Origin of the sequence: Cellulosimicrobium sp. Marseille-Q4280, from assembly GCF_943181405.1 — a bacterium.
In the GTDB taxonomy this organism is placed as follows: Bacteria; Actinomycetota; Actinomycetes; order Actinomycetales; family Cellulomonadaceae; genus Cellulosimicrobium.
Genome location: NZ_CALPBY010000001.1, coordinates 382,526 through 407,027, shown reverse-complemented (window position 1 = coordinate 407,027; position 24,502 = coordinate 382,526). Strand labels below are relative to the sequence as shown.

General features: G+C 73.7%; 25 protein-coding genes. 5 read left to right on the top strand and 20 right to left on the bottom strand.

Annotated features, from left to right (window positions below; translation table 11 throughout):
• Window positions 1–5: 5 nt before the first annotated feature.
• On the bottom strand, window positions 6–1,964 hold the full coding sequence (locus NFS20_RS01815; RefSeq protein WP_251150035.1) for a cytochrome c biogenesis protein DipZ: 1,959 nt from the start codon (window positions 1,962–1,964) through the stop codon (window positions 6–8).
• A 126-nt stretch (window positions 1,965–2,090) separates the two neighbouring features.
• On the opposite strand from NFS20_RS01815, the gene NFS20_RS01810 reads away from it, so the two are divergent.
• Window positions 2,091–2,792 (top strand): fasciclin domain-containing protein, encoded by a 702-nt coding sequence (locus NFS20_RS01810; protein ID WP_251150034.1) that lies wholly within the window; start codon window positions 2,091–2,093, stop codon window positions 2,790–2,792.
• A 181-nt stretch (window positions 2,793–2,973) separates the two neighbouring features.
• Here the strand turns inward: NFS20_RS01810 and NFS20_RS01805 are convergent, their stop codons facing one another.
• From NFS20_RS01805 to NFS20_RS01795, 3 genes are all read right to left on the bottom strand, one after another.
• Entirely contained in the window at window positions 2,974–3,801 is an 828-nt protein-coding gene (locus NFS20_RS01805; RefSeq protein ID WP_251150033.1) for an anti-sigma factor, read from the bottom strand.
• Window positions 3,794–4,372 carry an ECF RNA polymerase sigma factor SigK gene (sigK, locus tag NFS20_RS01800; protein WP_251150032.1) on the bottom strand — a complete coding sequence of 193 codons (579 nt, stop codon included), beginning with the start codon at window positions 4,370–4,372 and terminating at the stop codon, window positions 3,794–3,796. Before sigK ends, NFS20_RS01805 begins: the two co-directional genes overlap by 8 nt.
• 111 nt (window positions 4,373–4,483) lie before the next feature.
• On the bottom strand, window positions 4,484–5,566 hold the full coding sequence (locus tag NFS20_RS01795) for a 3-deoxy-7-phosphoheptulonate synthase (protein WP_285821099.1): 1,083 nt from the start codon (window positions 5,564–5,566) through the stop codon (window positions 4,484–4,486).
• Between the two features lie 379 nt (window positions 5,567–5,945).
• Between NFS20_RS01795 and NFS20_RS01790 the strand changes: the two genes are divergently transcribed.
• Window positions 5,946–6,443 carry an NUDIX domain-containing protein gene (locus NFS20_RS01790; protein ID WP_251150031.1) on the top strand — a complete coding sequence of 166 codons (498 nt, stop codon included), beginning with the start codon at window positions 5,946–5,948 and terminating at the stop codon, window positions 6,441–6,443.
• On the opposite strand, the gene NFS20_RS01785 is transcribed toward NFS20_RS01790, so the two are convergent.
• Together NFS20_RS01785 and NFS20_RS01780 are read right to left on the bottom strand one after the other, a co-directional pair.
• Window positions 6,417–7,949: a SpoIIE family protein phosphatase gene (locus NFS20_RS01785; RefSeq protein WP_251150030.1), complete on the bottom strand. Its 1,533-nt coding sequence runs from the start codon at window positions 7,947–7,949 to the stop codon at window positions 6,417–6,419. The two genes, NFS20_RS01790 and NFS20_RS01785, sit on opposite strands and share 27 nt — an antisense overlap.
• Window positions 7,949–8,749, bottom strand: a complete 801-nt coding sequence (locus NFS20_RS01780) for an alpha/beta fold hydrolase (RefSeq protein ID WP_251150029.1) — start codon at window positions 8,747–8,749, stop codon at window positions 7,949–7,951. The genes NFS20_RS01785 and NFS20_RS01780 overlap by 1 nt, the downstream gene beginning before the upstream one ends.
• Window positions 8,750–8,884: 135 nt before the next feature.
• Here NFS20_RS01780 and NFS20_RS01775 point away from each other — a divergent pair, with 135 nt between their 5' ends.
• On the top strand, window positions 8,885–9,343 hold the full coding sequence (locus NFS20_RS01775) for an RrF2 family transcriptional regulator (protein ID WP_251150028.1): 459 nt from the start codon (window positions 8,885–8,887) through the stop codon (window positions 9,341–9,343).
• A gap of 176 nt (window positions 9,344–9,519) precedes the next feature.
• Entirely contained in the window at window positions 9,520–10,470 is a 951-nt protein-coding gene (locus NFS20_RS01770; RefSeq protein WP_251150027.1) for a sulfite exporter TauE/SafE family protein, read from the top strand.
• A 36-nt stretch (window positions 10,471–10,506) separates the two neighbouring features.
• Here NFS20_RS01770 and NFS20_RS01765 read toward each other — a convergent pair whose 3' ends face one another.
• The 6 genes from NFS20_RS01765 to NFS20_RS01740 all read right to left on the bottom strand — a co-directional run bounded on the left by NFS20_RS01765 (window position 10,507) and on the right by NFS20_RS01740 (window position 15,585).
• Window positions 10,507–11,241, bottom strand: a complete 735-nt coding sequence (locus NFS20_RS01765; RefSeq protein WP_251150026.1) for a glutamine amidotransferase — start codon at window positions 11,239–11,241, stop codon at window positions 10,507–10,509.
• A 132-nt stretch (window positions 11,242–11,373) separates the two neighbouring features.
• Entirely contained in the window at window positions 11,374–12,180 is an 807-nt protein-coding gene (locus tag NFS20_RS01760) for an ABC transporter permease (RefSeq protein WP_251150025.1), read from the bottom strand.
• Window positions 12,177–13,322 (bottom strand): ABC transporter ATP-binding protein, encoded by a 1,146-nt coding sequence (locus tag NFS20_RS01755; RefSeq protein ID WP_251150024.1) that lies wholly within the window; start codon window positions 13,320–13,322, stop codon window positions 12,177–12,179. The genes NFS20_RS01760 and NFS20_RS01755 overlap by 4 nt, the downstream gene beginning before the upstream one ends.
• Window positions 13,323–13,410: 88 nt before the next feature.
• Window positions 13,411–14,223: a hypothetical protein gene (locus NFS20_RS01750; protein WP_251150023.1), complete on the bottom strand. Its 813-nt coding sequence runs from the start codon at window positions 14,221–14,223 to the stop codon at window positions 13,411–13,413.
• Entirely contained in the window at window positions 14,220–15,179 is a 960-nt protein-coding gene (locus NFS20_RS01745; RefSeq protein ID WP_251150022.1) for an ATP-binding cassette domain-containing protein, read from the bottom strand. The genes NFS20_RS01750 and NFS20_RS01745 overlap by 4 nt, the downstream gene beginning before the upstream one ends.
• A 4-nt stretch (window positions 15,180–15,183) precedes the next feature.
• Window positions 15,184–15,585 (bottom strand): GntR family transcriptional regulator, encoded by a 402-nt coding sequence (locus tag NFS20_RS01740; protein WP_251150021.1) that lies wholly within the window; start codon window positions 15,583–15,585, stop codon window positions 15,184–15,186.
• 217 nt (window positions 15,586–15,802) lie between these two features.
• Between NFS20_RS01740 and NFS20_RS01735 the strand changes: the two genes are divergently transcribed.
• Window positions 15,803–16,489, top strand: coding sequence for a hypothetical protein (locus NFS20_RS01735; protein ID WP_251150020.1), 687 nt, complete (start codon window positions 15,803–15,805; stop codon window positions 16,487–16,489).
• A gap of 80 nt (window positions 16,490–16,569) precedes the next feature.
• Here the strand turns inward: NFS20_RS01735 and NFS20_RS01730 are convergent, their stop codons facing one another.
• The 8 genes from NFS20_RS01730 to NFS20_RS01695 all read right to left on the bottom strand — a co-directional run bounded on the left by NFS20_RS01730 (window position 16,570) and on the right by NFS20_RS01695 (window position 24,382).
• Window positions 16,570–17,640: a Fic family protein gene (locus tag NFS20_RS01730; protein ID WP_251150019.1), complete on the bottom strand. Its 1,071-nt coding sequence runs from the start codon at window positions 17,638–17,640 to the stop codon at window positions 16,570–16,572.
• A gap of 230 nt (window positions 17,641–17,870) precedes the next feature.
• Window positions 17,871–18,998 carry an aspartate-semialdehyde dehydrogenase gene (locus NFS20_RS01725; protein WP_251150018.1) on the bottom strand — a complete coding sequence of 376 codons (1,128 nt, stop codon included), beginning with the start codon at window positions 18,996–18,998 and terminating at the stop codon, window positions 17,871–17,873.
• 23 nt (window positions 18,999–19,021) lie between these two features.
• A complete protein-coding gene (locus NFS20_RS01720) occupies window positions 19,022–20,344 on the bottom strand; it encodes an aspartate kinase (protein WP_251150017.1) in 1,323 nt (440 codons plus the stop codon).
• 166 nt (window positions 20,345–20,510) lie between these two features.
• On the bottom strand, window positions 20,511–20,867 hold the full coding sequence (locus NFS20_RS01715) for a LapA family protein (RefSeq protein WP_251150016.1): 357 nt from the start codon (window positions 20,865–20,867) through the stop codon (window positions 20,511–20,513).
• Between the two features lie 135 nt (window positions 20,868–21,002).
• On the bottom strand, window positions 21,003–22,100 hold the full coding sequence (locus tag NFS20_RS01710) for a fatty acid desaturase family protein (RefSeq protein ID WP_251150015.1): 1,098 nt from the start codon (window positions 22,098–22,100) through the stop codon (window positions 21,003–21,005).
• The gene (locus tag NFS20_RS01705; RefSeq protein ID WP_251150014.1) at window positions 22,084–22,530 is read right to left on the bottom strand and encodes a hypothetical protein; all 447 of its coding nucleotides are present in this window, start codon (window positions 22,528–22,530) and stop codon (window positions 22,084–22,086) included. The genes NFS20_RS01710 and NFS20_RS01705 overlap by 17 nt, the downstream gene beginning before the upstream one ends.
• A gap of 249 nt (window positions 22,531–22,779) precedes the next feature.
• Entirely contained in the window at window positions 22,780–23,637 is an 858-nt protein-coding gene (locus NFS20_RS01700; RefSeq protein WP_251150013.1) for a formate/nitrite transporter family protein, read from the bottom strand.
• Between the two features lie 109 nt (window positions 23,638–23,746).
• Window positions 23,747–24,382, bottom strand: coding sequence for a TetR/AcrR family transcriptional regulator (locus tag NFS20_RS01695; protein WP_251150012.1), 636 nt, complete (start codon window positions 24,380–24,382; stop codon window positions 23,747–23,749).
• Between the last annotated feature and the right edge of the window lie 120 nt (window positions 24,383–24,502).

Genomic DNA, 24,502 nt, shown 5'->3' with positions numbered 1-24,502 from the left:
CCGGCTCAGCCGAACGTCGCGGTGAACACCTGGACCCCCGGCGGCACGTCGAGCTCGACGGTCCCCTCGGTGGGGCCGTCGCCCTCGAGCACGGGATAGAGCGTCGGGTTCCCCGACACGTCGATCTCCCGCTCCGTCGTCCGCCCGCCCGCCGTGACGCGCGCCGTGACGGTCCCCTCGCCGCCCAGGACGGCGAACACGTCGGTGGACCGGTACGCGAGACGGACCTGCGCGCCGTCGGACACCGCCGTGGCGCCCTGGAAGTCGACGTCCCACGTGCCGCCGAGCGAGAACGTGTCCTGCGGCTGGTCGTCGGTGAGCGCGAACTCCTGCTCTCCCGCGGCGTACCGCGGCTCGCCGGAGTAGTTCACGACGCGCTTGATGGAGAAGTACGTCTCGGGCGTCGTCGCGGCCTGCGGTGTGGAGTCCCCCACCGAGGTCGGCTCGGGCAGGTCGACGCCCGGGTTCGCGTCGGCGAGGAGCTCGCGCACGAGGTTCTCCGTCTCCTCGTAGCCGCCCTCGCCGAAGCGGATGTGCCGCACGGTCCCGTCGGCGTCGACGAGGTACTGCGCGGGCCAGTAGCGGTTCCGGTACGCGGTCCACGTCGCGTAGGAGTTGTCCTGCGCCACCGGGTAGGTGATGCCCAGGTCCTCCGCGCCCGCGACGACGTTGCGCGTCTCGCGCTCGAACGCGAACTCCGGCGTGTGCACGCCGATGACCTCGAACCCCTCGCCCACGTCCCGGTACTGCTCGTACCACGCGTTGACGTGCGGGATCGCGCGCTGGCAGTTGATGCACGAGTACGTCCAGAAGTCGACGAGCACGACCTTGCCGCGCAGCTCGTCGAGCGCGAGCGCCTCGCCGCCCGGCGTGTTGAGCCACGTGTCGATGCCGCGGATCTCGGGCGCCGGGCCGCAGTCCTCGAGCTCGGACGCGCCGTTCGAGCAGTTCGACAGCTCGCGGTTCTCGTCCGTGACGAGGCCGCCGAGGTCGAGCGCCTCCTGGACCGTCTCGTTCTCGTCGACGCGCTGCTGGAGCGCACCGGTGTAGTCGGGCAGCGCGCGCTGCAGCGCTGCGGGCAGGTTCAGCGCGAGCGCTCCGGCGAGCGCGATCATGACGATGCCGCCCGTGACGCGGATGCCCCGGGTGTGGCGCTGGAAGCCCTTGACACGCTCGGCGACACGGCGGCCGGCGAGCGCGAAGACCAGGAGCGGGATCGCCGCGCCGACGGCGAAGGACACCGTCAGCGCGACCGTACCCGGGCCGATGTCGCCCGTCGCCCCGGCGACCGTGATCGCCGCGAGCACCGGACCGGCGCACGGTACGTAGAGCACGCCGAGCCCGAGGCCGAGCACGAACGCTCCGCGGTCCTGCCGCGCCGCCCCGCGCCGTGCGCCGAGCGCGGCGATGCGCTGGAACGGCCGCTCGAGCACCTCCTCGACGCGCGGGACGATCATGCCGATGCCGATGAGGACGAGCAGCACGATGCCGGCCCACCGGAGCAGGTCCTGCGGGAGCCCGAGCGCGGTGAGGAGCAGGGAGCCCAGCAGCGTGAAGACGCTGAAGCTCAGCACGAGGCCCGCGATGACGAGGTACGGGCGCCACGAGCGCTTCCGCTCCCGCGCCCGGCGGCGGCCTCCCGCAGCCTCGCTGCCTGACGCGTCGCCCACCGACGCGCCGCCCGACGCGGCGACCCGCTCGCCCCGCGCCGGGTCCGGGGAGACGTCGAGCGTGACGGTCCCCGCGCCGGCGGAGCGTCGCGCACCACCGCCGACGGTGACGGCCCTCGGTGCCCCGGCGAAGAGCGCGGGCGAGACGGTCGGCGGCGAGCTCGCGCCGTCGTCCCGTGGGCGGGCGCCCTGCACGCCGCCCGCGAAGAAGATCACGGGGAGCATGGGCAGGATGCACGGCGAGATACCCGTGATGAGGCCCCCGAGCAGTCCGATGACGATCAGCGTCTCCATGCCGACGGTTCGGCACGCCGCCTCGTCCGGATGGGTCGTGGAACCGGACCCATCCGGTCGGTCGAGGGCTCCGAACACCCCTCGAGACGCCCCGCAGACCGCGGGGCACGACCCGAGGAGAGACCGATGAACGCTCGAACCCGCACGTCGTACGCCGTGGCCGGCGTCGCCACCCTCGCCGTCCTCGGCCTGTCCGCCTGCAGCTCGGACTCGGGCTCCGGTGCTGAGACCACCGAGTCGCAGGCGAGCGAGGACGCCATGACGGACGACTCCGCCGAGTCCGAGGACATGGCCGAGGACACGGAGTCGTCCGACGACATGGCGATGGACCCCGCAGCGAACCTCGTCGGCGCGGGCTGCGAGGCCTACGCCGAGCAGGTGCCCGACGGCGCCGGCTCGATCACCGGCATGTCGACCGACCCGGTCGCGGTCGCCGCGTCGAACAACCCGCTGCTCACGACGCTCGTCTCCGCCGTGTCGGGCGAGCTCAACCCTGAGGTCGACCTTGTCGACACGCTCAACGGCGACGAGTTCACGGTGTTCGCGCCCGTCGACGACGCCTTCGCGAAGATCGACGCCGCGACCCTCGAGACGCTGAAGACCGACTCCGACATGCTCACGTCGATCCTCACCTACCACGTGGTGCCCGGGCAGCTCACGCCCGACCAGGTCGTCGGCGAGCAGACGACCGTCCAGGGCGGCACCGTCGAGGTGACGGGCGAGGGCGACGAGCTCATGGTCAACGACGCCACGGTCGTCTGCGGCGGCGTCATGACGCAGAACGCCACCGTCTACCTCGTCGACTCGGTGCTCATGCCGACCATGTGACCTCCGACCACGACGAACGGCCCGGCCCCGCTCCTCGCGGCCGGGCCGTTCGTCGTCGCGGCGCCACCGCGGGCGACCCTCTGCGACGGACCGGCCTCGCCGGGGCGCCGACCTGGGCGCGCACGTCCGTCGTCACCGCGCGACGCCGAGGCCCGGGACCTGGAGGCGCGCCTCGCCGACCTCAGGTGACGAGCGCGACGATCGGGTCGGTCGTCGGCTGCTCCGACCCGCCCTCCGGCTCGACCGTGACGGCCACGCCGACCCCCGGCGCGTCCTGCACGAGCTGCTCGACCGTGCCGTCCTGCTCGGCGAGCACGCCGGCGGAGGTCACGCCCCCGTCGTCGCCGACCACCCAGAGCTGGTAGTCCTGGTCGTCGCCCGCCCCGGGCAGCTCCGACGCGCGGAAGAGGTAGTCGTCGCCCGCCACGAGGACCGACGCCTCGCCACCACCTGCGACCTCGCCGCGCACGATCGTGGCCGTCGGGTCCGCGAGCATCTGCGCCACCGCGTCCGCCTGCGCCTGCAGGCGCGACTGCTCCTGCGTCGCACGCACGGCCACGGTCGTCGGCACGGCGACCGCCACGACGGCCGCCGCGGCCGCCGCGACGAGGCCCCAGCGCAGGCGCGCGCGGGTCGAGGCCGCGCCGGCGCGCGCCTCGCCGCTCGCCCGGGTCTCCGCCGTGACGGGCTGCCCGAGAGGCTGCCCGGCCGCGGGCTGCCCGGGGAGCGGGACCTGCGGCGTCGTCGCCACCCGGGCGAGCACGGCGTCGCGCACCGACACCGGCGGGGCGTGCTCGACGGCGAACGCCGCGACGACGTCGCGGTACTCGTCGAGCGCCTGCTGTGCGGCGGGGTCCGCGGCGAGCAGCCGCTCGACCGCGCGGCGGTCGAGGTCGTCGACGGCGTCCAGCGCGTACGCGGGCAGGAGGTCCCACACGACGCCCCGGCCGTCGTCCTCGCGCCGGCCGTCGGGCCCCGCGCCCCCCGGCCCGAAGGACTCGTCAGCCACGGCGCACCCCCAGGCAGTCACGAAGTCGGGTCAGCCCGTCGCGGATGCGGGACTTCACGGTCGGCAGCGCCGCGTCCAGACGCTCGGCCACCTCACGGTAGGTGTACCCGCCGTAGTAGGCGTCGACCACGGCCTCGCGCTGGGTCGCGGTGAGCGACTCGAGGCACCGCCGCACGGCCGCGCCCTCCAGGCTGCGTTCGACGTCCTCCGCGACGACGTCCCGGGGCGCCGCCGCCATCGCGGCGTCGAGCTCGCGCTGGTCACGGTCGCGGCGCGACTGCTCGGCCCGCACCCGGTCGACGGCGCGGCGACGCGCGAGGGTCGCTACCCACGTGCGCGCGGAGCCGCGAGAGGCGTCGAACCGCGTCGCCGTCTGCCACACCTCGACCATCACCTCCTGCATCACCTCCGCCGCGTGGTCCGGGTCGCGCAGGACACCCAGGCAGGTGCCGTACGCGACGGGCGCGAGCGCGTCGTACACGGGCGCGAACGCGTCCGGGTCGCCGCCGGCGCACGCGGACAGCGCGGCGTCGACGGCACCCGACGAGCTCGTCGTCACGGAGGGTGGCACCCGGACAGTCTGCCCCAGCACTGGTCCCCTCACGCGTGCACGGTCCCGGACCTCCCGGGACGACCAGGGTTCGGCGCGGAACGGCTCCCGGATGGGTCGAGGTCCCGCGCGTCAGGCCTCGCGACGCGCCCGGACCGCGCCGGCGAGCTCGCGCAGGAGGTCCGCCGTCGTGTCCCAGTCGATGCACGCGTCGGTGACCGACTGCCCGTACACCAGCCCCGAGGGTGCGGGCTTCTGCGCGCCCGCGACGAGGAAGCTCTCCATCATCAGGCCGGTGATGCCCTGCTCGCCCTCGGCGAGGCGCGCCGCGACCTCGCGCACGACCTCCGCCTGCCGCACGTGGCTCTTGCCCGAGTTGCCGTGCGACGCGTCCACGACGAGCCCGTGCTCCACGACCCCGCCGAGGCCCGAGGTGCGAGCCACCGCGAGGGCCGCCGCGACGTCGTCGACCCCGTAGTTGGGGCCCGAGCGACCGCCGCGCAGGATGACGTGGCAGTCCGGGTTGCCCGCGGTCTCGACCGCGGCCGCACGGCCGAGCGAGTCCATGCCGAAGAACGTGTGCTCGCTCGCGGCGGTGATGCAGCCGTCGACGGCGATCTGCACGTCGCCGTCCGTCGCGTTCTTGAAGCCGACCGGCATCGACAGGCCCGACGCGAGCTGGCGGTGCACCTGCGACTCCGCGTTGCGCGCCCCGATCGCGCCCCAGGAGACGGCGTCGGCGATGTACTGCGGGCTCGTCGGCTCGAGGAACTCGCACGCCGCGGGGACGCCCGCGTCGAGCACACCGAGCAGGACCTCGCGCGCGAGGCGCAAGCCGTGGTGCACGTCGTGCGAGCCGTCGAGGTGCGGGTCGTTGATGAGGCCCTTCCACCCGACCGTCGTGCGCGGCTTCTCGAAGTACACGCGCATGACGACCGCGAGGTCGTCGGCCAGCTCGTGCGCGACGGCGGCGAGGCGCCCCGCGTACTCGAGCGCGGCCTGCGGGTCGTGCACGGAGCACGGGCCGACGATCACGAGGAGGCGGTCGTCGTCGCCGGCGAGGACGTCGCGGACCTCGCGGCGCGACGTCGTGACGAGGTCGCTGCGCGTCGCGCCGAGCGGCAGGTCGGCGAGCAGCGCCCGCGGGGCGGGGAGCGCGTCGAGCGCACGGGCGCGCAGGTCGCTCGTGCGGGCCTGCAGCTCGGGGCTGTCCACGGGGTCGACGGTATCGGCATCGAGGCCGACGTTCGCGGGCTGGGCGGTCGTGCTGGTCACGGGAGGGCTCCTGGTGTCGTGCTGCGGTAGGTCGGGACCGTCGTCGAGACGGAGGCGTACCGGCCTGCTACCGCCCGTGATCCCCGGAGCGGCCCGTCTGGACGACGAAGGGCCCGGACGCGGTCCGCGTCCAAGGCCCTGTGCTGGCTCCGGGTGGTGATCTGTGGTCAGGCGAACGCCCGCACGGCCCCACCGGGAGCCTGCGTAAAGCGCCAATACCACTGAGAAGTCACGAGGGGACGATAGCACGGGGCCTCCGAGGGGCGGACGGGCCGTCTCGCGTGGCGGTCCCGGCACGGTGACGTCCTAGGCTCGGGCCATGCCGATCCCCGAGTTCGTCACCGCCCTCCGGTCCCGTGTCGGGACCGACCTCCTGTGGATGCCGGGGGTGTCGGCGATCGTCGTGGACGACGACGGACGGGTGCTGCTGGGGCAGCGCGCGGACAGCGGGCAGTGGGCCGTGATCAGCGGGATCCTCGAGCCGGGCGAGGACCCGGCGGTCGGCCTGGCGCGCGAGGTGCTCGAGGAGACAGGGGTGGAGGTCGTCGTCGAGGCGCTCGTCGCGGTGACCGTGACCGAACCGGTGCAGTACCCGAACGGGGACCGGTCGCAGTACCTGGACCTCGCGTTCCTGTGCCGGCCGACGTCCCCGGCTGTGGCCGCGGCCGCGCACGTCGCCGACGACGAGTCCCTCGCCGTCGGCTGGTTCGCCCCGGACGCGCTCCCGGCCGACGTCGCCCGCTCGTCGGTCCAGCGCCTCGGCCACGCGACGGACTGGCTCGCGCAGCCGTCAGACGGCCCGTTCTTCGTCCGCTGAGCCCGTGCCGGGGCCGAGCCAGCGCACCGCGAGGAGGCACGCGTCGTCGTGCTCGGGTGCCTGGGCGACGAGAGCGGCCAGGACCTCCTCGCCGGTCAGGCCGGCGGCGAACGCGTTCGTGACGATCTCCGCGAGCTCGTCCAGCCCGCTCTCGAGCGAGCGGTCGCGCCGCTCGACCACGCCGTCGGTGTAGAGCACGACGAGGTCGCCGGGCGCCAGGCGCAGCGTGTCCGCCGCCCGTGGGGTCGGGGCTCGGACCCCGAGCGGGGTCGACCGCGCGTTCCACAGGTAGGTCGCGTCGCCGTCGGGCCGCACGTGCAGCGGGGGCAGGTGACCGGCGCACGAGTACCGCAGGACCCCCTCGACCAGGTCCAGCTCCGCGTACACGAGGCTCGTCATGAAGCCGGTGCCCGTGCGGTCGACGAACCGGTCGAGCCGCTCGACGACCTGCACCGGCCCCAGCTCCGCGTCCGCGGCCGCGCGGGCGGCCGTGCGGAGCTGGCCCATGGCCGTCGCCGCGGCGAGGCCGCGACCCACGACGTCCCCCACCGAGAGCGCCAGGGTGTCGGGCGTGACGCGGAACGTGTCGTACCAGTCGCCGCCGACCTGGAGGTCGTCGACGCCCGGTCGGTAGCGCGCGAGGACCTGGACGCGCGGGTCGTGCACGATCCCGTCCGCGAGCATCGCGCGCTGCAGCTCCGACGCGACCGAGACGCTCTGCTCGTGCATGTGCGCCCGGGCGAGCGCGAGCGCCGCGACCTGGCCCGCGGCGGCGAGCGTGGCGGGGTCCAGGGGTTCCGCGCCCGGCGCGTCGCGGGGAGTCAGGACCAGCACTCCGAGCAGCGCCCCGGCCGTCCGCAGGGGCACGACGACCTTCCCGTCCGGGCGCGTGGTGGTCTCGGCGATCTCGTCGACCGTCGGCGGCTCGACCTCGTCGGCCTCCCCCCAGCGGCGCAACGGACCGCCGTCGCGAGCGACCCACAGCGCCGCGCTCCGGGCGCCGAGCAGGGCCCCCGCGACCCGCAGCAGGACCCGCGCCACGCCGTCGACCCCTGCGGCGCTCGCGAGCTCGGCGGCGGTGCCGTGCAGCAACCGCACCTGGCGCTCCGCCGCCTCGGCCGCGCGGCGTGCACCGACGAGCTCGTGCTCGAAGCGCGAGCGCTCGCGCGCGCCGAGCATCGCGACGTCGACGAGGCGCTCGCCGTGGCAGTCGCGCTCGATCGCCGTGAGCAGGACGGGCTCCCGTCCGCCCGGCGTGCGCAGCTCGACGGCGACCTCGTCCACCCTGCCGGCCTCGTGCAGGCGCGGCTCGAGATGCGTCTCCCAGTAGATGCGGCCGCCGACGGTGAGGAGGTCGCCCACGCGTCGCCCCGCGACCGCGTCGACGTCGGGCACGTCGAGGAGGCGGAGCAGCTCGTCGTTCGCGTCGACGATCCGGGCGTCGGCGTCGAGGAGCGCCAGGGCGACAGGCGCGAGCATCCACCGCTCGGCCCGCGACCTCGGCATCAGGGTGTCCCGAGCCAGTCCCGCATCGCGCCCACGAGCGCGGTCGGGTGCGAGAGGTTCGGGCAGTGGCCGACGGCGTCGATGACGACGAGGTCGCTCCCCGGCAGGTGCTCGTGCACGTAGCGCCCGACCTCCGGCGGCGCGATGGCGTCCTCACGGCTCTGCACGACGAGGCTGCGCGTGCGCACCCGCGCGAGGTCCGCGCGGTTGTCGCCGAGGAACGTCACGCGGGCGAACTGGCGTGCGACGGCCGGGTCGTTGCGGCGGAACACCTCCGCGAGCTCGTCGCCGAGCGCCGGACGGTCCGGGTTGCCCACGATGACCGGTGCCATCGCCTGGGTCCAGTCGAGGTAGTTCGCGTCCATCGTCTCGAGCAGCTCGTCGATCTCGGCGGCGCTGAAACCGCCGCGGTAGCCCTCGTCATCGATGTAGCGAGGACTCGGGCCGACGAGCACGAGACGGTCGAACAGGTCCGGTCGGTCGGCCGCGGCGAGCAGCCCGATGATCGAGCTCACCGAGTGGCCGACGAAGATCACCGGCTCGTCCGCGACGGCCTCGACGACCTCGACGACGTCGGCCGCGTACCCCCTCAGGTCGGCGTGCCGCACGGGGTCGAAGGAGGTCGGGTGCGCCGCGCCGCAGCCCGAGTGGTCGAAGAGGACCACGCGGTGGTCCGCGGCGAAGACCGGGGCGACGAAGCGCCACATCGACTGGTCGCACCCGAACCCGTGCGCGAACACGATCGTGGGCGCGCCCGGCGTGCCCACGACCCGCACGTTGTTGCGTTCACGCACGTCCACGGGTCACAGCGTAGGCCGTCCACGGGCCCCGGAGCAGCGGCCCGACCGGGTGAGATCGGATCGCGGACCGTGGCGGACCGGCAGGTCGTCGTCGCGCCCGCCCGGGAGCGGTGCGACCCACGGCACAATGGCCTCATGCGTGTCTCGGCGAAGGCAGACTATGCGGTGCGGGCGTGCGCCGAGCTCGCGGCGTCCCCGCACGGCGACCCCGTGCGGGCGGAGGACCTCGCGGCCGGTCAGGGCCTGCCCGTGAGCTTCCTCGAACGGATCCTCGGCGACCTGCGACGCGCCGGCATCGTCGCGAGCGTCCGCGGTCGTTCGGGCGGGCACCGGCTCGCCCGGCCCGCGACGGAGGTCACGCTCGCCGACGTGTTCCGCGCCGTCGACGGCCCGCTCGTCACCGTGCGCGACGAGCGTCCGCCGAGCCTCGAGTACGAGGGGTCGGCAGCGGCGCTGCTGGAGGTCTGGGTGGCGCTGCGCGCGAGCGTGCGCGACGTCCTCGACCGCGTCACGATCGCGGACGTCGTGCGCCGCGACCTGCCCGACGGCGTCCACGCTCTCGCGGCGCGCGCCGACGCGTGGGAGAACCCGTGACACGACACCCGCGGCGCTGACGGCACTGACGGCACTGACGGCACCGACGGCACCGCCCCGGACGACCCGTTAACACTCGCCCACGATGTGGTCGGCGCTTCACATACTGGACCTCCTCGGTCAACCTTGTCGGAGACCTCGGGCGCTGCCCGGCCGACCGACCACGGAGGACTGCGGTGCGGACCCTCATCCTGCTCGCCCTCGTGGGCCTCGGCGCGCAGCTCGTCGACGGCAGCCTCGGCATGGCCTACGGCGTGACGTCCACGACCCTCCTCCTCGCCATCGGGACCAACCCGGCCGCCGCCTCGGCGACGATCCACCTCGCCGAGATCGGCACGACGCTCGCCTCGGGCGCCGCGCACTGGCGCTTCGGGAACGTCGACTGGAAGGTCGTGCTGCGCATCGGCGTTCCCGGCGCGGTCGGCGCGTTCGCCGGGGCCACGTTCCTCTCGAGCCTCTCCACCGACGTCGCCGCCCCGGTGATGTCGCTGCTCCTCCTCGCGCTCGGGCTCTACGTGCTCACGCGGTTCACCGTCGCCGGGCTGCCCACGGGCCGTCTGGGCCTGCCGCTGCGCAAGCGCTTCCTCGGTCCGCTCGGGCTGGTCGCCGGCTTCGTCGACGCGACGGGCGGTGGTGGCTGGGGCCCGGTCGGGACGCCCGCGCTGCTCGCCTCGGGGCGCATCGAGCCCCGCAAGGTCATCGGCTCGATCGACACGAGCGAGTTCCTCGTCGCCGTCGCCGCGTCGCTCGGCTTCCTCCTCTCGCTCGGCACGCAGGGCATCGACCTCACCTGGGTGCTCGCCCTGCTGCTCGGCGGTCTCGTCGCCGCGCCGATCGCCGCCTGGCTCGTGCGGCACCTGCCGCCGCGCATCCTCGGGTCGGCCGTCGGCGGCGTCATCGTCCTGACGAACGTCCGCACGCTCCTGCGCTCCGACTGGGTGGACGCGAGCGGCGCGGTCCAGGGCGTCGTCCTCGGCCTCGTCGCCGTCGTCTGGGCCGCGGCCGTCGCCTGGTCGGTCCGCGAGCACCGCCGCGCGAAGGCCCTCGCGACGGAGGCCGAGGCGCTCGCCGACGACGCCGTCGGTACCGACGCGCTCGCGGGCGCGGAGCAGCCCACCGGGCGCTGACCACCGCGGGTCGCCACGACCCCGCTCGACGCCGGCTCAGTCCCGGGCGTACCGCCGCACGAAGGACGCGAGGATCCGCCCCGGGAACCGGACGTCGCCGCGCCGCACCACCGCCTCGACCTCTCCGGCGGCACCCGGCGGGAAGTAGCCGTAGCCCTGGTACACGCCGATGCGCGTGAGGATGCCGTCGAGGTCGAGCTCGGGGTGGAACTGCGTCGCGTAGAGGTTCTCCTTGATGCGGAACATCTGCACGGGGCACGTGTCCGACGACGCGAGCAGCACCGCGTGCGGCGGCAGCTCCCGCACGGCCTCCTTGTGCCCGACGTACGCCTCGAACGCGTCCGGCAGGTCGGCGAGCAACGGGTCGGCACGGCCCTCGGGCGTCAGCCGGACCGTCACCGGCGAGATCGGCTCGGCGAACGTGTCGTCGAGGACCGCGCCCTGGTGCATCCCGAGCGTCCCGACGCCGTAGCACGCGCCGAGGAACGGGACGTCCCGGTCGACGATCTCGTCGAGCAGCGGCGCGAGCTCGCGCTCGACGCGGCGCTGGACGGCGGACTTCTCGGTCTCCGGCCTCGACGAGTCGAACGGGCTGCCGCCGACGATCACGCCCGAGTAGTCGTCGAGGTCGAGCGGTGGGAGCGGCCCCGCCTCCATGCGCACACGGTGCAGCTCGCCCGGGCGCAGGCCCGAGAAGCGGAGCACGGCGTCGTGCTCGCCGTCGGCGGCGACGTCCTCGGCCCGGGACGCGAGGAGCAGGAAGGGCCGCATGCCGCCACGCTAGGCACGGCCGGCGGCGCTCGCCGCCCGAGGGCGGCCGATCGCGGTGCCGAAACCCCGGGTTGTGTCCCGATCAGCTCGTGGATCGGGACACAACCCGGGGTTCGGCACGCCGCGCGATCGTCACGTCCAGCGGAAGAACTTGATCGCCAGCGGGAGCAGGACGGCGGTCCACACCGCCATGACGACGATCTGCAGCGTGGGGAACCCGTCCGCGAACCAGCCCTCGGTCAGCGCCTGGGACGCCGCCCCGAGGGGTGTGTACTGCCCGACCTCGCGCAGGGCGTCGGGCATGATCGGGCCCGGCGTCCACATCCCCGACAGGAACAGCATCGGGAAGTAGATCAGCGTGCCGACCGCCGAGGCGGTGCTCGCCTTGGGCGCCCGCGCCGCCACGAGCGTCCCGAGCGACAGCATCGACAGGACGGTGAGCAGGAAGGCCAGCAGGACCGTCCCGAGCTGGCGGGGCGCGGCCAGGCCGAACACGAGCTGGCAGACGACGAGCGAGACCGCGGCCGCGGCGAAGATCGCGACGAGGTTGATGACGAGGTGCGCGACGACGATGCCCTGCGGGCGCATGGGCGTCGTGGACAGCCGTCGCAGCAGGCCCTTCTCGCGGAAGGTCGCGAAGTAGACGGGCATCGTCGTGAGGGCGGGTGTCGCGACCGCCGCGGCGAGCACCACCGGGACGTAAGTCGCGATCGCCGTGAGGCCGTCCCACGGCGCGCCCATCCCCTCGATCGGCTCGCGCATGCCGGGGATCGCGAAGCCCACGCCCACGAGCAGGACGGTCGGGAACGCGAGCGAGAAGAACACGCTCCCGGGGTCGCGCAGCCAGAGCCGCGCCTCGGTCGTCAGGAGGGTGCCGAAGCCGCGCCACCCGGCAACGCGGGTCGTCGGCAACGACGGGGAGAGGGTCGCGGTGGTCATCGGGAGGCTCCTTCGCGGTGGGCACCGACGGCGGTCGTGGCCGCGGGGTCGGCGGTGAGGGCAGCAGCGGTGGGGGCCGCAGCCGTGGCGGGGGTGGCGGCCGCGGTGGGGTCGTACGTGCGGCCGGTCACGGCCACGAAGACGTCCTCGAGGGACCGGGAGAGGGTGCGGACGTCGTCGGGCACGATGTCGTGCTCGGCGAGCGCGAGGACGACGGCGGGCAGCACCCGGCGCGACCCGCGCACCTCGATCTCGCGGTCTGCCGGGCGCACGGCGTCGACCACCTCGATGCGCTCGACGTCGGCGAGACCGGCGAGCGTGTGCAGCGTGACGTCGTGGTCGACGGCCGGGACGCGGAGCCGCATCGTCCGCGAGTCGTCGAGCGCGTCGATCAGCTCGGCCGGGCTCCCCGAGGCGACGACGCGTCCGCGGTCGATGACGACGAGCCGGTCGCACAGGCGCTCCGCCTCGTCCATGAAGTGCGTGACGAGAAGAACCGTCACGCCACGGGCGCGCACGCGCTCCACGAGGTCCCAGGTGGTGCGCCGGGCCTGCGGGTCGAGACCGGTCGTCAGCTCGTCGAGGATCGCGACGCGCGGGTTGCCCACGAGCGCGAGCGCGATCGACAGTCGCTGCTTCTGACCGCCCGACAGCTTCGCGTACGCGACGCCGCGGTGCTCCGCGAGCTCGAGCAGCTCGAGCAGCTCGTCGGCGTCGGCGGGCGCCTCGTAGAACGACGCGAAGAGGCGCATCGCCTCGGCGACGGTGATCCTCTCGTTGAGCGCCGACTCCTGGAGCTGGATCCCGAGGGCGTCGCGGACCCGCTCCGGGTGGGTCTGCGGGTCGACGCCGAAGACGCGTACGGAGCCGCCGTCGGCCTCGCGCAGGCCGGCGAGGCACTCGACGGTGGTGGTCTTGCCGGCCCCGTTCGGGCCGAGGATGCCGAAGATCTCCCCCGGCGCGACGGAGAAGCTCACGTCCTCGACGGCGACCTTGCGCGCGGCCGAGCCCTTCGGGCCCGGGTACGTCTTGCGCAGGTGCCGGACCTCGATGACGGGGGCGACGGCGTCGGGCGAGCTCGTGGCGGCGGCCGTGGCGACCGCCGTGGCGGCAGCGGCCGCCGGGCGTGGTGCGGTGGTCATGCGAACCTCCGGGAGGGTGTGCGGGACCCGCCGAGCGGCGGGAGCGCCGTCGGACGAGGTCGTGCTCGGTTTGTGCCGGGAGTGCGGTTCAGCCCGTCGTGACGCTCCGGGCGAACTCGACAGGCCGGATGGCGACGTCCCGCAGGACGGCGCGGAGAAGGAGCGCAGCGAGCGCGACGGCCGCGAGGCCGCCGAGCGCAGCACCCCACACGGGGAGCACGGGCAGGCCGACCGCGCTGGCCAGCGCCCGGCCGAACCAGCCCGACTGCAGGGTGAGCTCGGCGACCGCGAGCGGGACGAGCGAGAGGAGCGCGACGCCGGTGCCGCGCCAGAACCCCGCCCGGTAGTAGCCCAGCGCCACGACGGCCCCCACGAGGAAGTAGACCGCGCAGAACACGGACTGCACGAGGAAGACCAGCCCGAGCTGCGAGCCGTCGGTGTAGAGACGGTCGATCTCCGGCTCGGTCGGCCAGCCGTACCGGTCCGCCGCCCACCACGTGACCCACGCGACCGCGGCGGCCGCGAGGCCGAAGGTCGCGCCGATCACGACGCCGGAGACGACGAGGCCGTGGAGGAACGACCGACGGGTCCCGCCCGCCGCGACGTGCAGCGCGATCATCGCCAGCGGCATGACGATCCCCATGACGAGCAGGAAGTAGGGCGCCGACTCCGCCGGGCCACCGACCGCCGTGATCTCCACGTCGCCGGCGCGCTGCATGACGAACAGGATGATGCCGCCGATGAGGAGGGCGATCACCCAGAACCACAGGCCGATGACCCACGTCGCGCCGACGGCGTACTCGGCCGTCGCGCGGACGCCGCGACGGTGCGCCGCGGCGACCAGGGCGGCGCGCTCCGCCGCGCGGTCCGCCGAGGGCGCCGGGTGGGTCTCGGTGCTCATCGTGCCTCCTCCCGGTCGGACCCGGGTCGTCGGGTCAGGTGGACGAACAGGTCCTGCACGGGCACGCTCCCGACCTCGAGGCCGGCCCCCGTCGCCGCCGCCCGCTCGTCGGCGCCGAACGTGCCGAAGAGCGTGACCTGGGCGGTGCCGCCGAGGCGCTGCCGGGCGAGCACCTCGCGCCCGTCGACGAACCGGTCGACGAGCTCGGTGGGACCTGTGAGGCTGACGCCCCGCCCGCGGACGTCCTCGGCGGGCTCGGCGAGCAGCACCTTCCCGCGGTCGATGACGACGACGTCCTCGAAGAGCCGCTCGACCTCGTCGATCAGGTGGCTCGAGAGGACGATCGTGCGCGGGTGCTCGGCGTAGTCCGCGAGGAGCGCGTCGTAGAACGCGTACCGGCTCGGGGCGTCCATGCCGAGGTAGACCTCGTCGAAGATCGTCAGCGGTGCGCGCGACGCGAGGCCGATCACCGCGCCGAGGGCCGAGCGCTTGCCCCGCGACATCTGGTCCGGGTGCTTGCGGGGCGAGATCTCGAACTCGTCGAGGAGCCGGCCGGCGAGGTCCGCGTCCCAGTGCGGTCGGAGCGCGGCGTAGTAGTCGAGCGTGTCCTTCGCCTTGCTGTCGCCCCACACGTCGCCGCTCTCGCGGACGAGCTGGGTGTGCATGGTGGTCCAGGGGTTCTCGAACGGGTCCTCGAGCTCGGCGTCGGACCCGAGGCGCACGCTGCCCGAGGTCGGCCGGCGGAACGCGGCGAGGAGCGCGGCGAGCGTCGTCTTGCCGGCGCCGTTGCGGCCGAGCAGGCCGGTGATCGTCCCGGGCCGGATCGTCAGGGTGGCACCGTCGAGCGCGAGGTCGTCGGACCGCCCGTAGCGGACGACGACGTCGCGCAGCTCGACGCCGAAGGGCTCGGGGACGGTCGGGGCGGCGCTCGGGGTGGAGCTGGGCCGGGCGGTCACGGGGTCACCTCGGGGTGTCGTGGGTCGGGTGGTCGGAAGGGCCGTCGTCGCGGCGCGGGCGGCCGAGGACGTGGGCCACGATCTCGGCCGTGGGGATGTCGAGCAGGTCGGCCTGGACCAGGGCCGGGTCGAGGACCTCGGCGAAGAAGCTCTCGCGGTGGCTCTGCAGCAGGCGGTCGCGCGCCCCGGGGGCGACGAACATGCCGAGCCCCCGCCTCTTGTAGAGCACGCCCTCGTCGACGAGCAGCGCGAACGCCTTGGCCGCGGTCGCAGGGTTGATGCGGAACGTCGTCGCGAACTCCGTCGTCGACATGACCTGCTCCTCCTCTGCCGTCTCGCCCGCGAGGACCTGCGCCCGGATCATCTGGGCGATCTGGAGGTAGATGGGTTCCGGACCGTCGAACATGGCGCCCATCCTCTCCCGGTTCGCGTGTTCAGTGGTTCATTACTTGACTAATGAACCACAGACCCACCTCGCGGCGCAACCCTCATTGCCAGGGAGTACCGAGTTCCGGCGAAGCAGCACCCCGGGTGCGCGAGGTAGTACCCCGGTTGCGCGAGGTGATACCCCGGTTGCGCGAGGTGGTGCGCTGGTGTGGAGTCGAGGCTCGCGGGGAGGCAGCATGGACAGAGCGTGCGAGCTCGCCGGCGGGACGCCGTGGGCCGAGCCGCTCAGCACGTGGACGAGCCTCGCGTTCGTCGTCGCGGGAGCGGCGGTCGTCGGGGCGACGGTCCGCGCCCGCCGCCACGCGCGGTCGGGCAGCACCACGCCTCCCGTGCCCGACGACGCGGCCGCCCGACACGTGCGGCTCACCTTCGGCGTGCTGGTCGTCCTGATCGGCGTCGGCTCGGTCGTCCAGCACGGGCCGTCGCCGTCGTGGAACCCCGTGGCGCACGACCCGCCGCTGCTCGGCACGCTCGCACTCGTCGCGGCGGACGCCGTCGCCGACCTCACCGGACGCCGGATGCGCACGTGGTGGTGGCTCGCGCCGACGCTCGCCGGCGTCGCGCTCGCCGCGGTGAGCGTCCCGGCATCGACCGCGGCGCAGGTGGTCGTGGCGGTGCTCGCGGTGGCAGCGAGCGTCGTGCGGGCGAGGCGCCGACCTGCCGTCCGACGGCGCACGGTCACCGCCCTCGTGCTCCTCGCCCTGGGCGGGACGATCGGGACGCTGACCCGCGCCGGCTGGCCGCTGTGCGACACCGACGGGCCGCTGGGCGTCACGCTGCAGGGCCACGCCGTGTGGCACGTGCTCGCGGCGGTCGCGCTGTGGGTGCTCGCGCCGACGCTCGGCACGCGTCGGCCGAGGTAGTCGGTCGGGCGAGGCCGAGGTGGACGAGCAGAGCCTCGTCGAGCGCCGCGGACTGCTCCACCGCACCGGCACCGTGCGGTTCAGTCCGTCAGCACGCTCATCATCGGCTGGTTGATGAACAAGACCTGGCGACCGATCTTGAGCTCGTGCAGCGTTCCTCCGGCGACGAGTCCTCGCAGCCACTTCACCGCGGTGGGTCTCGAGACCCCGCAGCGCTCCATGACGTCGAGCGACCGCGCGTACGGGTGCTCCATGAGCAGTGCGGCGAGGTCGTGGTTCGCGGACCCGACGACGCCCCGGATGTCGTCAAGAACCGTCGCCTGCACGTCCTCGATACGGTCGATCAGTTCACTCGTGCGGACGCACGTGGCACGCACCCCCTCGATGACGTAGAGGACCCAGTCCTCCCACGCGCCGTCGGCCGTCACGGTCCGAAGCAACCGGTAGTACTCGTCCTTGGACTCGATGATGTAGCGCGAGAGGTAGAGCAGCGGAAGGTGCAGTAAGCCTGCGTCGCACAGCATGAGCACGTTCATGATCCGACCGGTGCGTCCGTTCCCGTCGGTGAATGGGTGGATCGCCTCGAACTGGTAGTGCGCCGCGGCCATCCGCACCAGCGGGTCGAGGTCTGTCGGCTCGTTGAGGAACGCGGACCAGTTGTCGAGCAGACGGTCCATCGCCTCCCGTCCAGCGGGCGGCGTGTACACGCGACGTCGCGTGGCCGGGTCACCGATGAAGACCTCGCCGCGACGGAATCCCTCGTCATGGCCGCGGATCACAGCGCAGACCTCAGCGGCCGTGTTCGCAGTCAGGGGACGACGGCCGACCTGCTCGTACCCGCGGCGGAGCGCGGACCGGTAGCGAAGTGCCTCGCGCGCGGCCGGAGTGGCCGCCACGTCGGTCACGGCGGCGGAGAAGAGTTCGTCCGTCGTCGTGACGATGTTCTCGATCTCCGAGCTCGCCTGCGCCTCGAGCAGCGGGATCGCGTTGATGAGAACCGTCGGGTTGGGCAATGCCCGTGCCCGCGCGTCGAAGCGAGCGAGCGCGTCACGGGCCCCGATCGTCGCCTTCAGCACGCGCCGTGACTCGAGCTCGACCCGCGGAGGGAGCAGCGGCAGGTCGTCGTACCGGACGTCCGGGTGCCAGGCCATGGAGTGCACACTAACGGACAGGTAAACTTCCGCGCTTGTTTTTTACGTATCTGGACGACGTGTCAAACAGCTTTACCTGTCGCCGGACCGCCACCGGGCAGCCGCCGAGGCACCGCGCGCCGCCATGCATCGCAGCCTGCGAACGAGGCCCTAGCCCGCGAGCTGCCGGTACTGCTCGGCCGGCCCAGGACACCTGGGCCGACCGAGGACCTGCTGCGGGGACTGCGGTACTACCTCGCCAGGGCGGGGGCGAAGGCGGCGCGGACGCCGTCGAGGTCCGCCGCGACGAGCTCGGCGAGCTGCACGGCGTTGAGCGCCGCGCCCTTGCGCAGGTTGTCGTTCGACACGAACAGGACGAGCCCACGGCCGCCCGGGACGGACTGGTCCGTGCGGATGCGGCCCACGAACGACGGGTCCTTGCCGGCCGCCTCGAGCGGGTTCGGCACGTCCGACAGCGCGACGCCGGGGGCGTCCGCGAGGATCTCGCGGGCCCGGTCGGGAGTGATCGCCGTGCCGAACTCGGCGTGGATCGCGAGCGAGTGGCCGGTGAACACCGGCACGCGCACGCAGGTCCCGGCGACGGCGAGCTCGGGCAGGCCGAGGATCTTGCGCGACTCGTTGCGGAGCTTCTTCTCCTCGTCCGTCTCCTCGAGGCCGTCGTCGACGATCGACCCGGCGAGCGGGACGACGTTGAACGCGACGTTGCGGGGGAAGGCCGACGGCGCCGGGAGGGCGACGGCGGAGCCGTCGTGCACGAGGCCGGTGAGCCCCGCGCCCTCGCCGTCCGCGGCGGCACCCGCCACGGCCTGCGCCCGGAGCTCCTCGGCACCGGCGAGCCCGGCGCCGGAGACGGCCTGGTAGGTCGCGACGATCAGGCGCTCGAGCCCCGCCTCGTCGGCGAGCGGCTTGAGGACGGGCATCGCGGCCATCGTCGTGCAGTTCGGGTTCGCGACGATGCCCTTGCGCGCCTCGCGCAGCGCGGCCGGGTTGACCTCGGAGACGACGAGCGGGACGTCGGGGTCCATGCGCCACGCGGAGGAGTTGTCGATGACGACGGCGCCCGCCGCGGCGAAGCGCTCGGCGTGGGCCCTCGACGTCGCGCCGCCCGCGGAGAACAGCGCGACGTCGATCCCGCGCAGGTCGTCGGTCGACGTCGCGGCGACGTCCTCCACGACGACGTCGGAGCCGCGCCACGGCAGGGTCGAGCCCGCGGAGCGCGCGGACGCGAAGTAGCGGACGCTCGCCACGGGGACGTCGCGCTCGTCGAGCAGGCGGCGCATGACCGCGCCGACCTGCCCGGTCGCGCCGACGACGGCGACGCTCAGGCCTGCCGAGGCAGAGTCGTTCTGGGTGCTCATGATCGGTTCCTCTCGTCCTCGGGTCAGCGGCCGGTGCCGGCGTAGACGACGGCCTCGCCGTCGGCGGTGTCGAGCTCGAACGCGGTGTGCACGGCGCGCACCGCGTCGTCCAGCGAGTCCTCGCGCGTGACGACGGAGATCCGGATCTCCGAGGTCGAGATCATCTCGATGTTGACGCCCGCGTCGCGCAGCGCGCCGAACAGCTTCGCCGAGACACCGGGGTGCGACTTCATGCCCGCGCCGACGAGCGAGAGCTTGCCGATCTGGTCGTCGAACTGGAGCGAGCCGAAGCCGATCTCCGCCTGCAGCGCGCTGAGCGCCGACATCGCGGCCGGGCCGTCCCCCTCGGGCAACGAGAACGAGATGTCGGTCAACCCGGTGCGCGCGGCCGACACGTTCTGCACGATCATGTCGATGTTCACGCCCGAGCCCGCGACGACCTCGAAGATCCGCGCGGCCGTGCCCGGGACGTCGGGCACGCCGACGACCGTGATCTTGGCCTCGCTGCGGTCGTGCGCGACGCCGGAGATGATCGGGGCTTCCATGACGGTCTCCTCGGGGATGTCGGCGGAGCTGGTTCCAGGGGTGGGTGCGGGGTGCCGGGCGGTGTACGCGTCGGCGCTGACGAACGTGCCCTCCTTGCCGGAGAACGACGAGCGGACGTGGATCGGCACGCCGTACCGACGGCCGTACTCGACGCAGCGCAGCGCGAGCACCTTGGCCCCGCTCGCCGCCATCTCGAGCATCTCCTCGTACGTGATGCGGTCGATCTTGCGCGCGCTCGGGACGATGCGCGGGTCGGCCGTGAACACGCCGTCGACGTCGGTGTAGATCTCGCACACGTCGGCGTCGAGGCCCGCGGCCAGCGCGACGGCGGTCGTGTCCGAGCCGCCGCGGCCGAGCGTCGTGACGTCGTTGGTCGACTCGGTGACGCCCTGGAAGCCCGCGACGATCGCGACCTGGCCCTTCTCGATCGTCTCGCGGATGCGGTGCGGCACGACGTCGACGATGCGCGCCTTGCCGTGCACGGCGTCGGTGATGACGCCCGCCTGCTGGCCGGTGAACGACTTGGCGCGGACGCCGAGGTTGGTGATCGCCATCGCGAGCAGCGACATCGAGATGCGCTCGCCCGCCGTGAGGAGGATGTCCATCTCGCGCTGCGGCGGGAGAGGGGTGACCTGCTGCGCGAGGTCGATGAGCTCGTCCGTCGTGTCTCCCATGGCGGAGACGACGACCACGACGTCGTTACCGGCCCGCTTCGCCTCGGCGATGCGCTTGGCCACCCGCTTGATGCTCTCGGCGTCGGATACCGACGATCCGCCGTACTTCTGCACGACAAGTGCCACGTGCTGCTCCGTCTGTCGCCGGCCTCCGTCTCTCTCAACGGCCCGCCGGGTGCTTGTGGGACGCTCGATGATAGGCACGCGGCCCGGGCCGGGGCCAAGTCCGTCCCGCCATCCGGTCCGGCGCGCCCGGCGCGGCCGCCGGGACACGGCTCCGGTCGGCCGACGGTCAGGCGGTGGTGCGCGACAGCCGTCGGCGGAGCTGGCTGATGCGCACGGTCCCGACGACCAGCGCGACGACGCCCACGCCGACCCCCGCGATGAGGAGGGCGAGCGCGAGCGGGACGGAGCCCTGCATGCCGAGGAACGACACGACGACGGGCTGGGTGTTCTGGAGCATGAAGACGATGAGGGCGACGAGGACGAGGGCGGCGATGCAGATGCCGACCCAGGTGGCGCCGGCACGGCTGCGTGGGGCCTTCGCCTGCCCGTTCTCGATCCCGGTCTCGCGGGACCGGTCGGCGCGGTCGTGGCGGTAGCCGCCGGGATGACCGTTGGTCGCGGGGGTGAGCGGGGTGGTGGCCATGACGGCCTCCTCCGGGGTTCCGGGCCCGCGCGCCTCAGGAGGGGCACGTTCGCCGCGGATGTCCTGATCGTACGCGCGCTTCCTGGGAGGACTCCTGGGAGCCGCCGTGGATCGCCTGGACGTCCGCCCGGACCGCTAGCGGCCGAGGTCGGCGGCGAGGGGGCACGTGAACGGGTCGCGTGCGCGGCCCTGCACGTCGTTGAGATAGCCGACGACGATCCGGTAGGACGCGAAGAACCCCACCTCCGTGTACGTCACGCCGAGCTGGGAGCAGTACTCGCGGACGAGGGGCTGGACCCGCTTGAGGTTGGGGCGCGGCATGCTGGGGAACAGGTGGTGCTCGACCTGCCGGTTGAGCCCTCCCATGAGGAGGTCCACGACCGCGTTCCCGCGGATGTTGCGCGACATGAGCACCTGCCGGCGCAGGAAGTCGACGTCGGCGGTGGCCGGGACGATGGGCATCCCCTTGTGGTTCGGTGCGAACGCGCCGCCGAGGAGGATGCCGAACACGACGAGCTGCACCGCGAGGAACGCGCCGGCGACGGCCGGAGGCAGCAGCAGGCCGAGGGCCACCAGGTACAGGACGAGCCGGGCCAGCAGGACCGGGACCTCCACGCCCCGGTGCGGCACGCGGCCCCGGCGGAGGACGGACCGCACGCTCGAGACGTGCAGGTGGAGTCCTTCGAGGGCGAGCAGCGGGAAGAAGTACCAGCCCTGCCGGCGGGCGAGCCACCCGCGCCAGCCGCGGCGGCTGGCGAGGACGGCGGGCGTGAAGGCGATGACGCCCGGCTTGATGTCCGGGTCGTGGCCCTCCTGGTTGGGGGCTGCGTGGTGGGCGTCGTGCTTGGCCGTCCACCACGCGTGGCTCAGCCCGACGAGCCCGTTCGCCAGGACGCGCGCCGTCCAGTCGTTCCACGCCCGGGAGCGGAAGATCTGCCGGTGCGCGCTGTCGTGCCCGAGGAACGCGAGCTGGGCGAGGACGAGCGAGAGCGCGGCGGCGAGGGCGAGCTGCCACCACGAGTCGCCCACGACCACGATCGCGGTCCAGACGCCGACGAGCGCGGCGAGCGTGAGGATCATCCGCAGCCAGTAGTACGTGTACCGGCGGCGGAGCAGCCCGGACTCGCGGACGATCTTCGCGAGGACCGAGTAGTCGCGCGCTACGGAGCGGGTCGCCGCGCTCGTGCGCGGCGCGGGTCCGGTCGCCGTCGGCCGGTCACTCGAAGCGGACACGATCGGACTCGGTCTTGACCGTGGCAGCGCGCTGGACCTCGGTGGCGCGCCACCCGGCGAGCTCGTCGGCCCGGCGGGTGCGCTCGGTCGCGATCGTCGTCGCGACGTCGCGGAGCACGGCCGCGATCTCCCGTGCCAACCCGGCCTCGAGCATCGCCAGGTTCGTGTTCGCGATGACGAGGCGGCGGTCCTCGACCGTGAGCCGGATCCCGGGATAGCCCCGGTCGGCCAGCAGCTCGGTGACGGCGGGCAGCTCGATGAGCCCCTGCTCCTGCCCCGAGACCCGGCGCGAGAAGACCGCCGAGACGGTGTAGACGTCGGGCGCGTCGTCGGTGCCGAGCTCGCGCGGCAGCATGGTGTCGAGGACGCCGCGCAGGTGCAGCGTGCTCTCGTCGACCTGGTCGAAGGACAGGGCGGTCGTGGCGGTCATGGCGTCGTCCGATCATCGGAGCCGGCTCGCCGGCTCGCATCCGCCGCTGTCTCAGCGGGCGGTGAGGCGCCAGGCGTCCCAGTCAAGGAGATCGGGGACTCGTCCTCCAGGTCGGGTTCGGAACCACCGTCGTCGTCCCACCGCGCGTCCGACCCGTCGTCCTCCGCGACAGGGTCGTCGCGGTGCGGGCGAGAGCTGGTTCGATCGGCCTCGCGTGGGCCGATCCGGCGATCAACCACGTTCTCGACACTACACCCGTGCGCTGCGCGCGGGACGGACCGGAGAGGTCGGCACCGCACCGGGCGACGGCCCGCGAGGACCCGCCCTCCCGGCCCGGTCGCCGCCCGCGACGACGGCGTACCCCAGGCCGACGACGACCGCGCCGCCGACGAGGTTGCCGAGTCCCACCCAGGCGACGTTGCGCCCGAAGTCGGCCCACGTCGTCCAGCCGTCGCCCGTGAAGAGGCCGAGCGAGAAGGTCGTCATGTTGGCGACCACGTGCTCGAAGCCCGAGGCGATGAACGCGAGGACGGCCCAGAAGATCACGATCGCCCTGCCCGCCTCGGAGGTCAGCCGGCCGCACGCCCAGATCGCGGCGCACACGAGGACGTTGCACAGGATGCCGCGCGCGAGGAGCTCGGGTCCGGTCTCGTGCGCCTTGGCGGTGAGCATCGTGGCGACCATGTCGCCCGCGGCGGCGTTCGTGCGCAGGACGCCCGACTGCACCACGAGCCAGGCGAACGCCATCGAGCCGGCGAGGTTCCCGGCGAGACAGGACGTCAGCGTCCCGATCGCGGGACCGAGCCGGACCGTGCGCGTCGCGACGCCCTGCGCGAGGATCATCATCGCCGACGTCGCGAGCTCGGCGCCGGCGAGCACGACGAGGGTCAGCGCCGCCGCGAAGACGGAACCTGCGACGAGCCGCTCGGCCGGCGCGCCGGCGGCGAGGAACGGTCCGGCCGTGGCCACCATGAGCACGACGCCGACCCCGACGTAGGCGCCCGCGAGCGCCGACGCGACGAGGTAGCGACCCGGGTGCCGGGCGGCGGCGACCTTGGCCCGGGCCGCGTCGGACTGGAGGGTCAACGCCTGGGCGAGGGTCTGCACGACTCGATCCTCGCGGGTGCCCGCAGCACCCGACAGGGTCCCTGGTCGGTCGGGAGCGGGACCGAGGTCGCGCGCGGGACCGTGGTCGCGCGCGGGGCCGGGGGTCGGGTCAGAGCGGCGACGGCCTCGGTTCGACGACGGCCGCGACGATCGCCTCGATGGCGAACTCGCTCACCTCGCCGAGGTCGACGAGCGTGGGGTCGAGGAGCCACTGGACCTGGAGCCCGTCCATGACGGCGAGGATCGCGGCGGCCGCGTGCCGCACGGTCGCCGGCGCCTCGACGCCGCGCGCGGCGCACAGCTCCTCGAACGCCTCGACGGCCTCGGCGCGCAGGGTGCGGTAGCGGATCTCGAAGAACTCACGCGCCGGGTGCCCGTCGGTGACGGACTCGGCCGACAGCACGGCGTACGCCTGGACGATGCCGGCGCGCTGGGCGTTGAGGAACGCGGTCCGCACGAGGTGGCGGAACATCTCCAGCCCGCCGGGGATGTGCTGGGGCTCGAGCTCGGCGACGTCGGTCTCGTCGCGGTACCGCAGGACCTCGAGCAGGAGGTCGTCCTTGGACCCGAAGTGGTGGAGGATCCCGGCGTGCGTCATGCCGACCTGCTCGGCGATCTCGGCGAGCGGCCCGTTGTGGTAGCCGCGGCTGCCGAACGTCACCATCGCGGCGCGGAGGATCTCCTCACGACGGCGCACGGTCGCCGCGCGCATCCGGGGACGCCTCTCGCTCGTGCTGCTGGGCATCGTCGCCTCCGTTCGTCGTCGCCGCTGTCGCCGTCGTCCGCCCTGCTGACGGTGCTGCCGTCTGCCGTCTCCGGCGCAGCCCGTCCGGCCGGCCGCCGTCGACGGGCCTGCGCCGGGGTG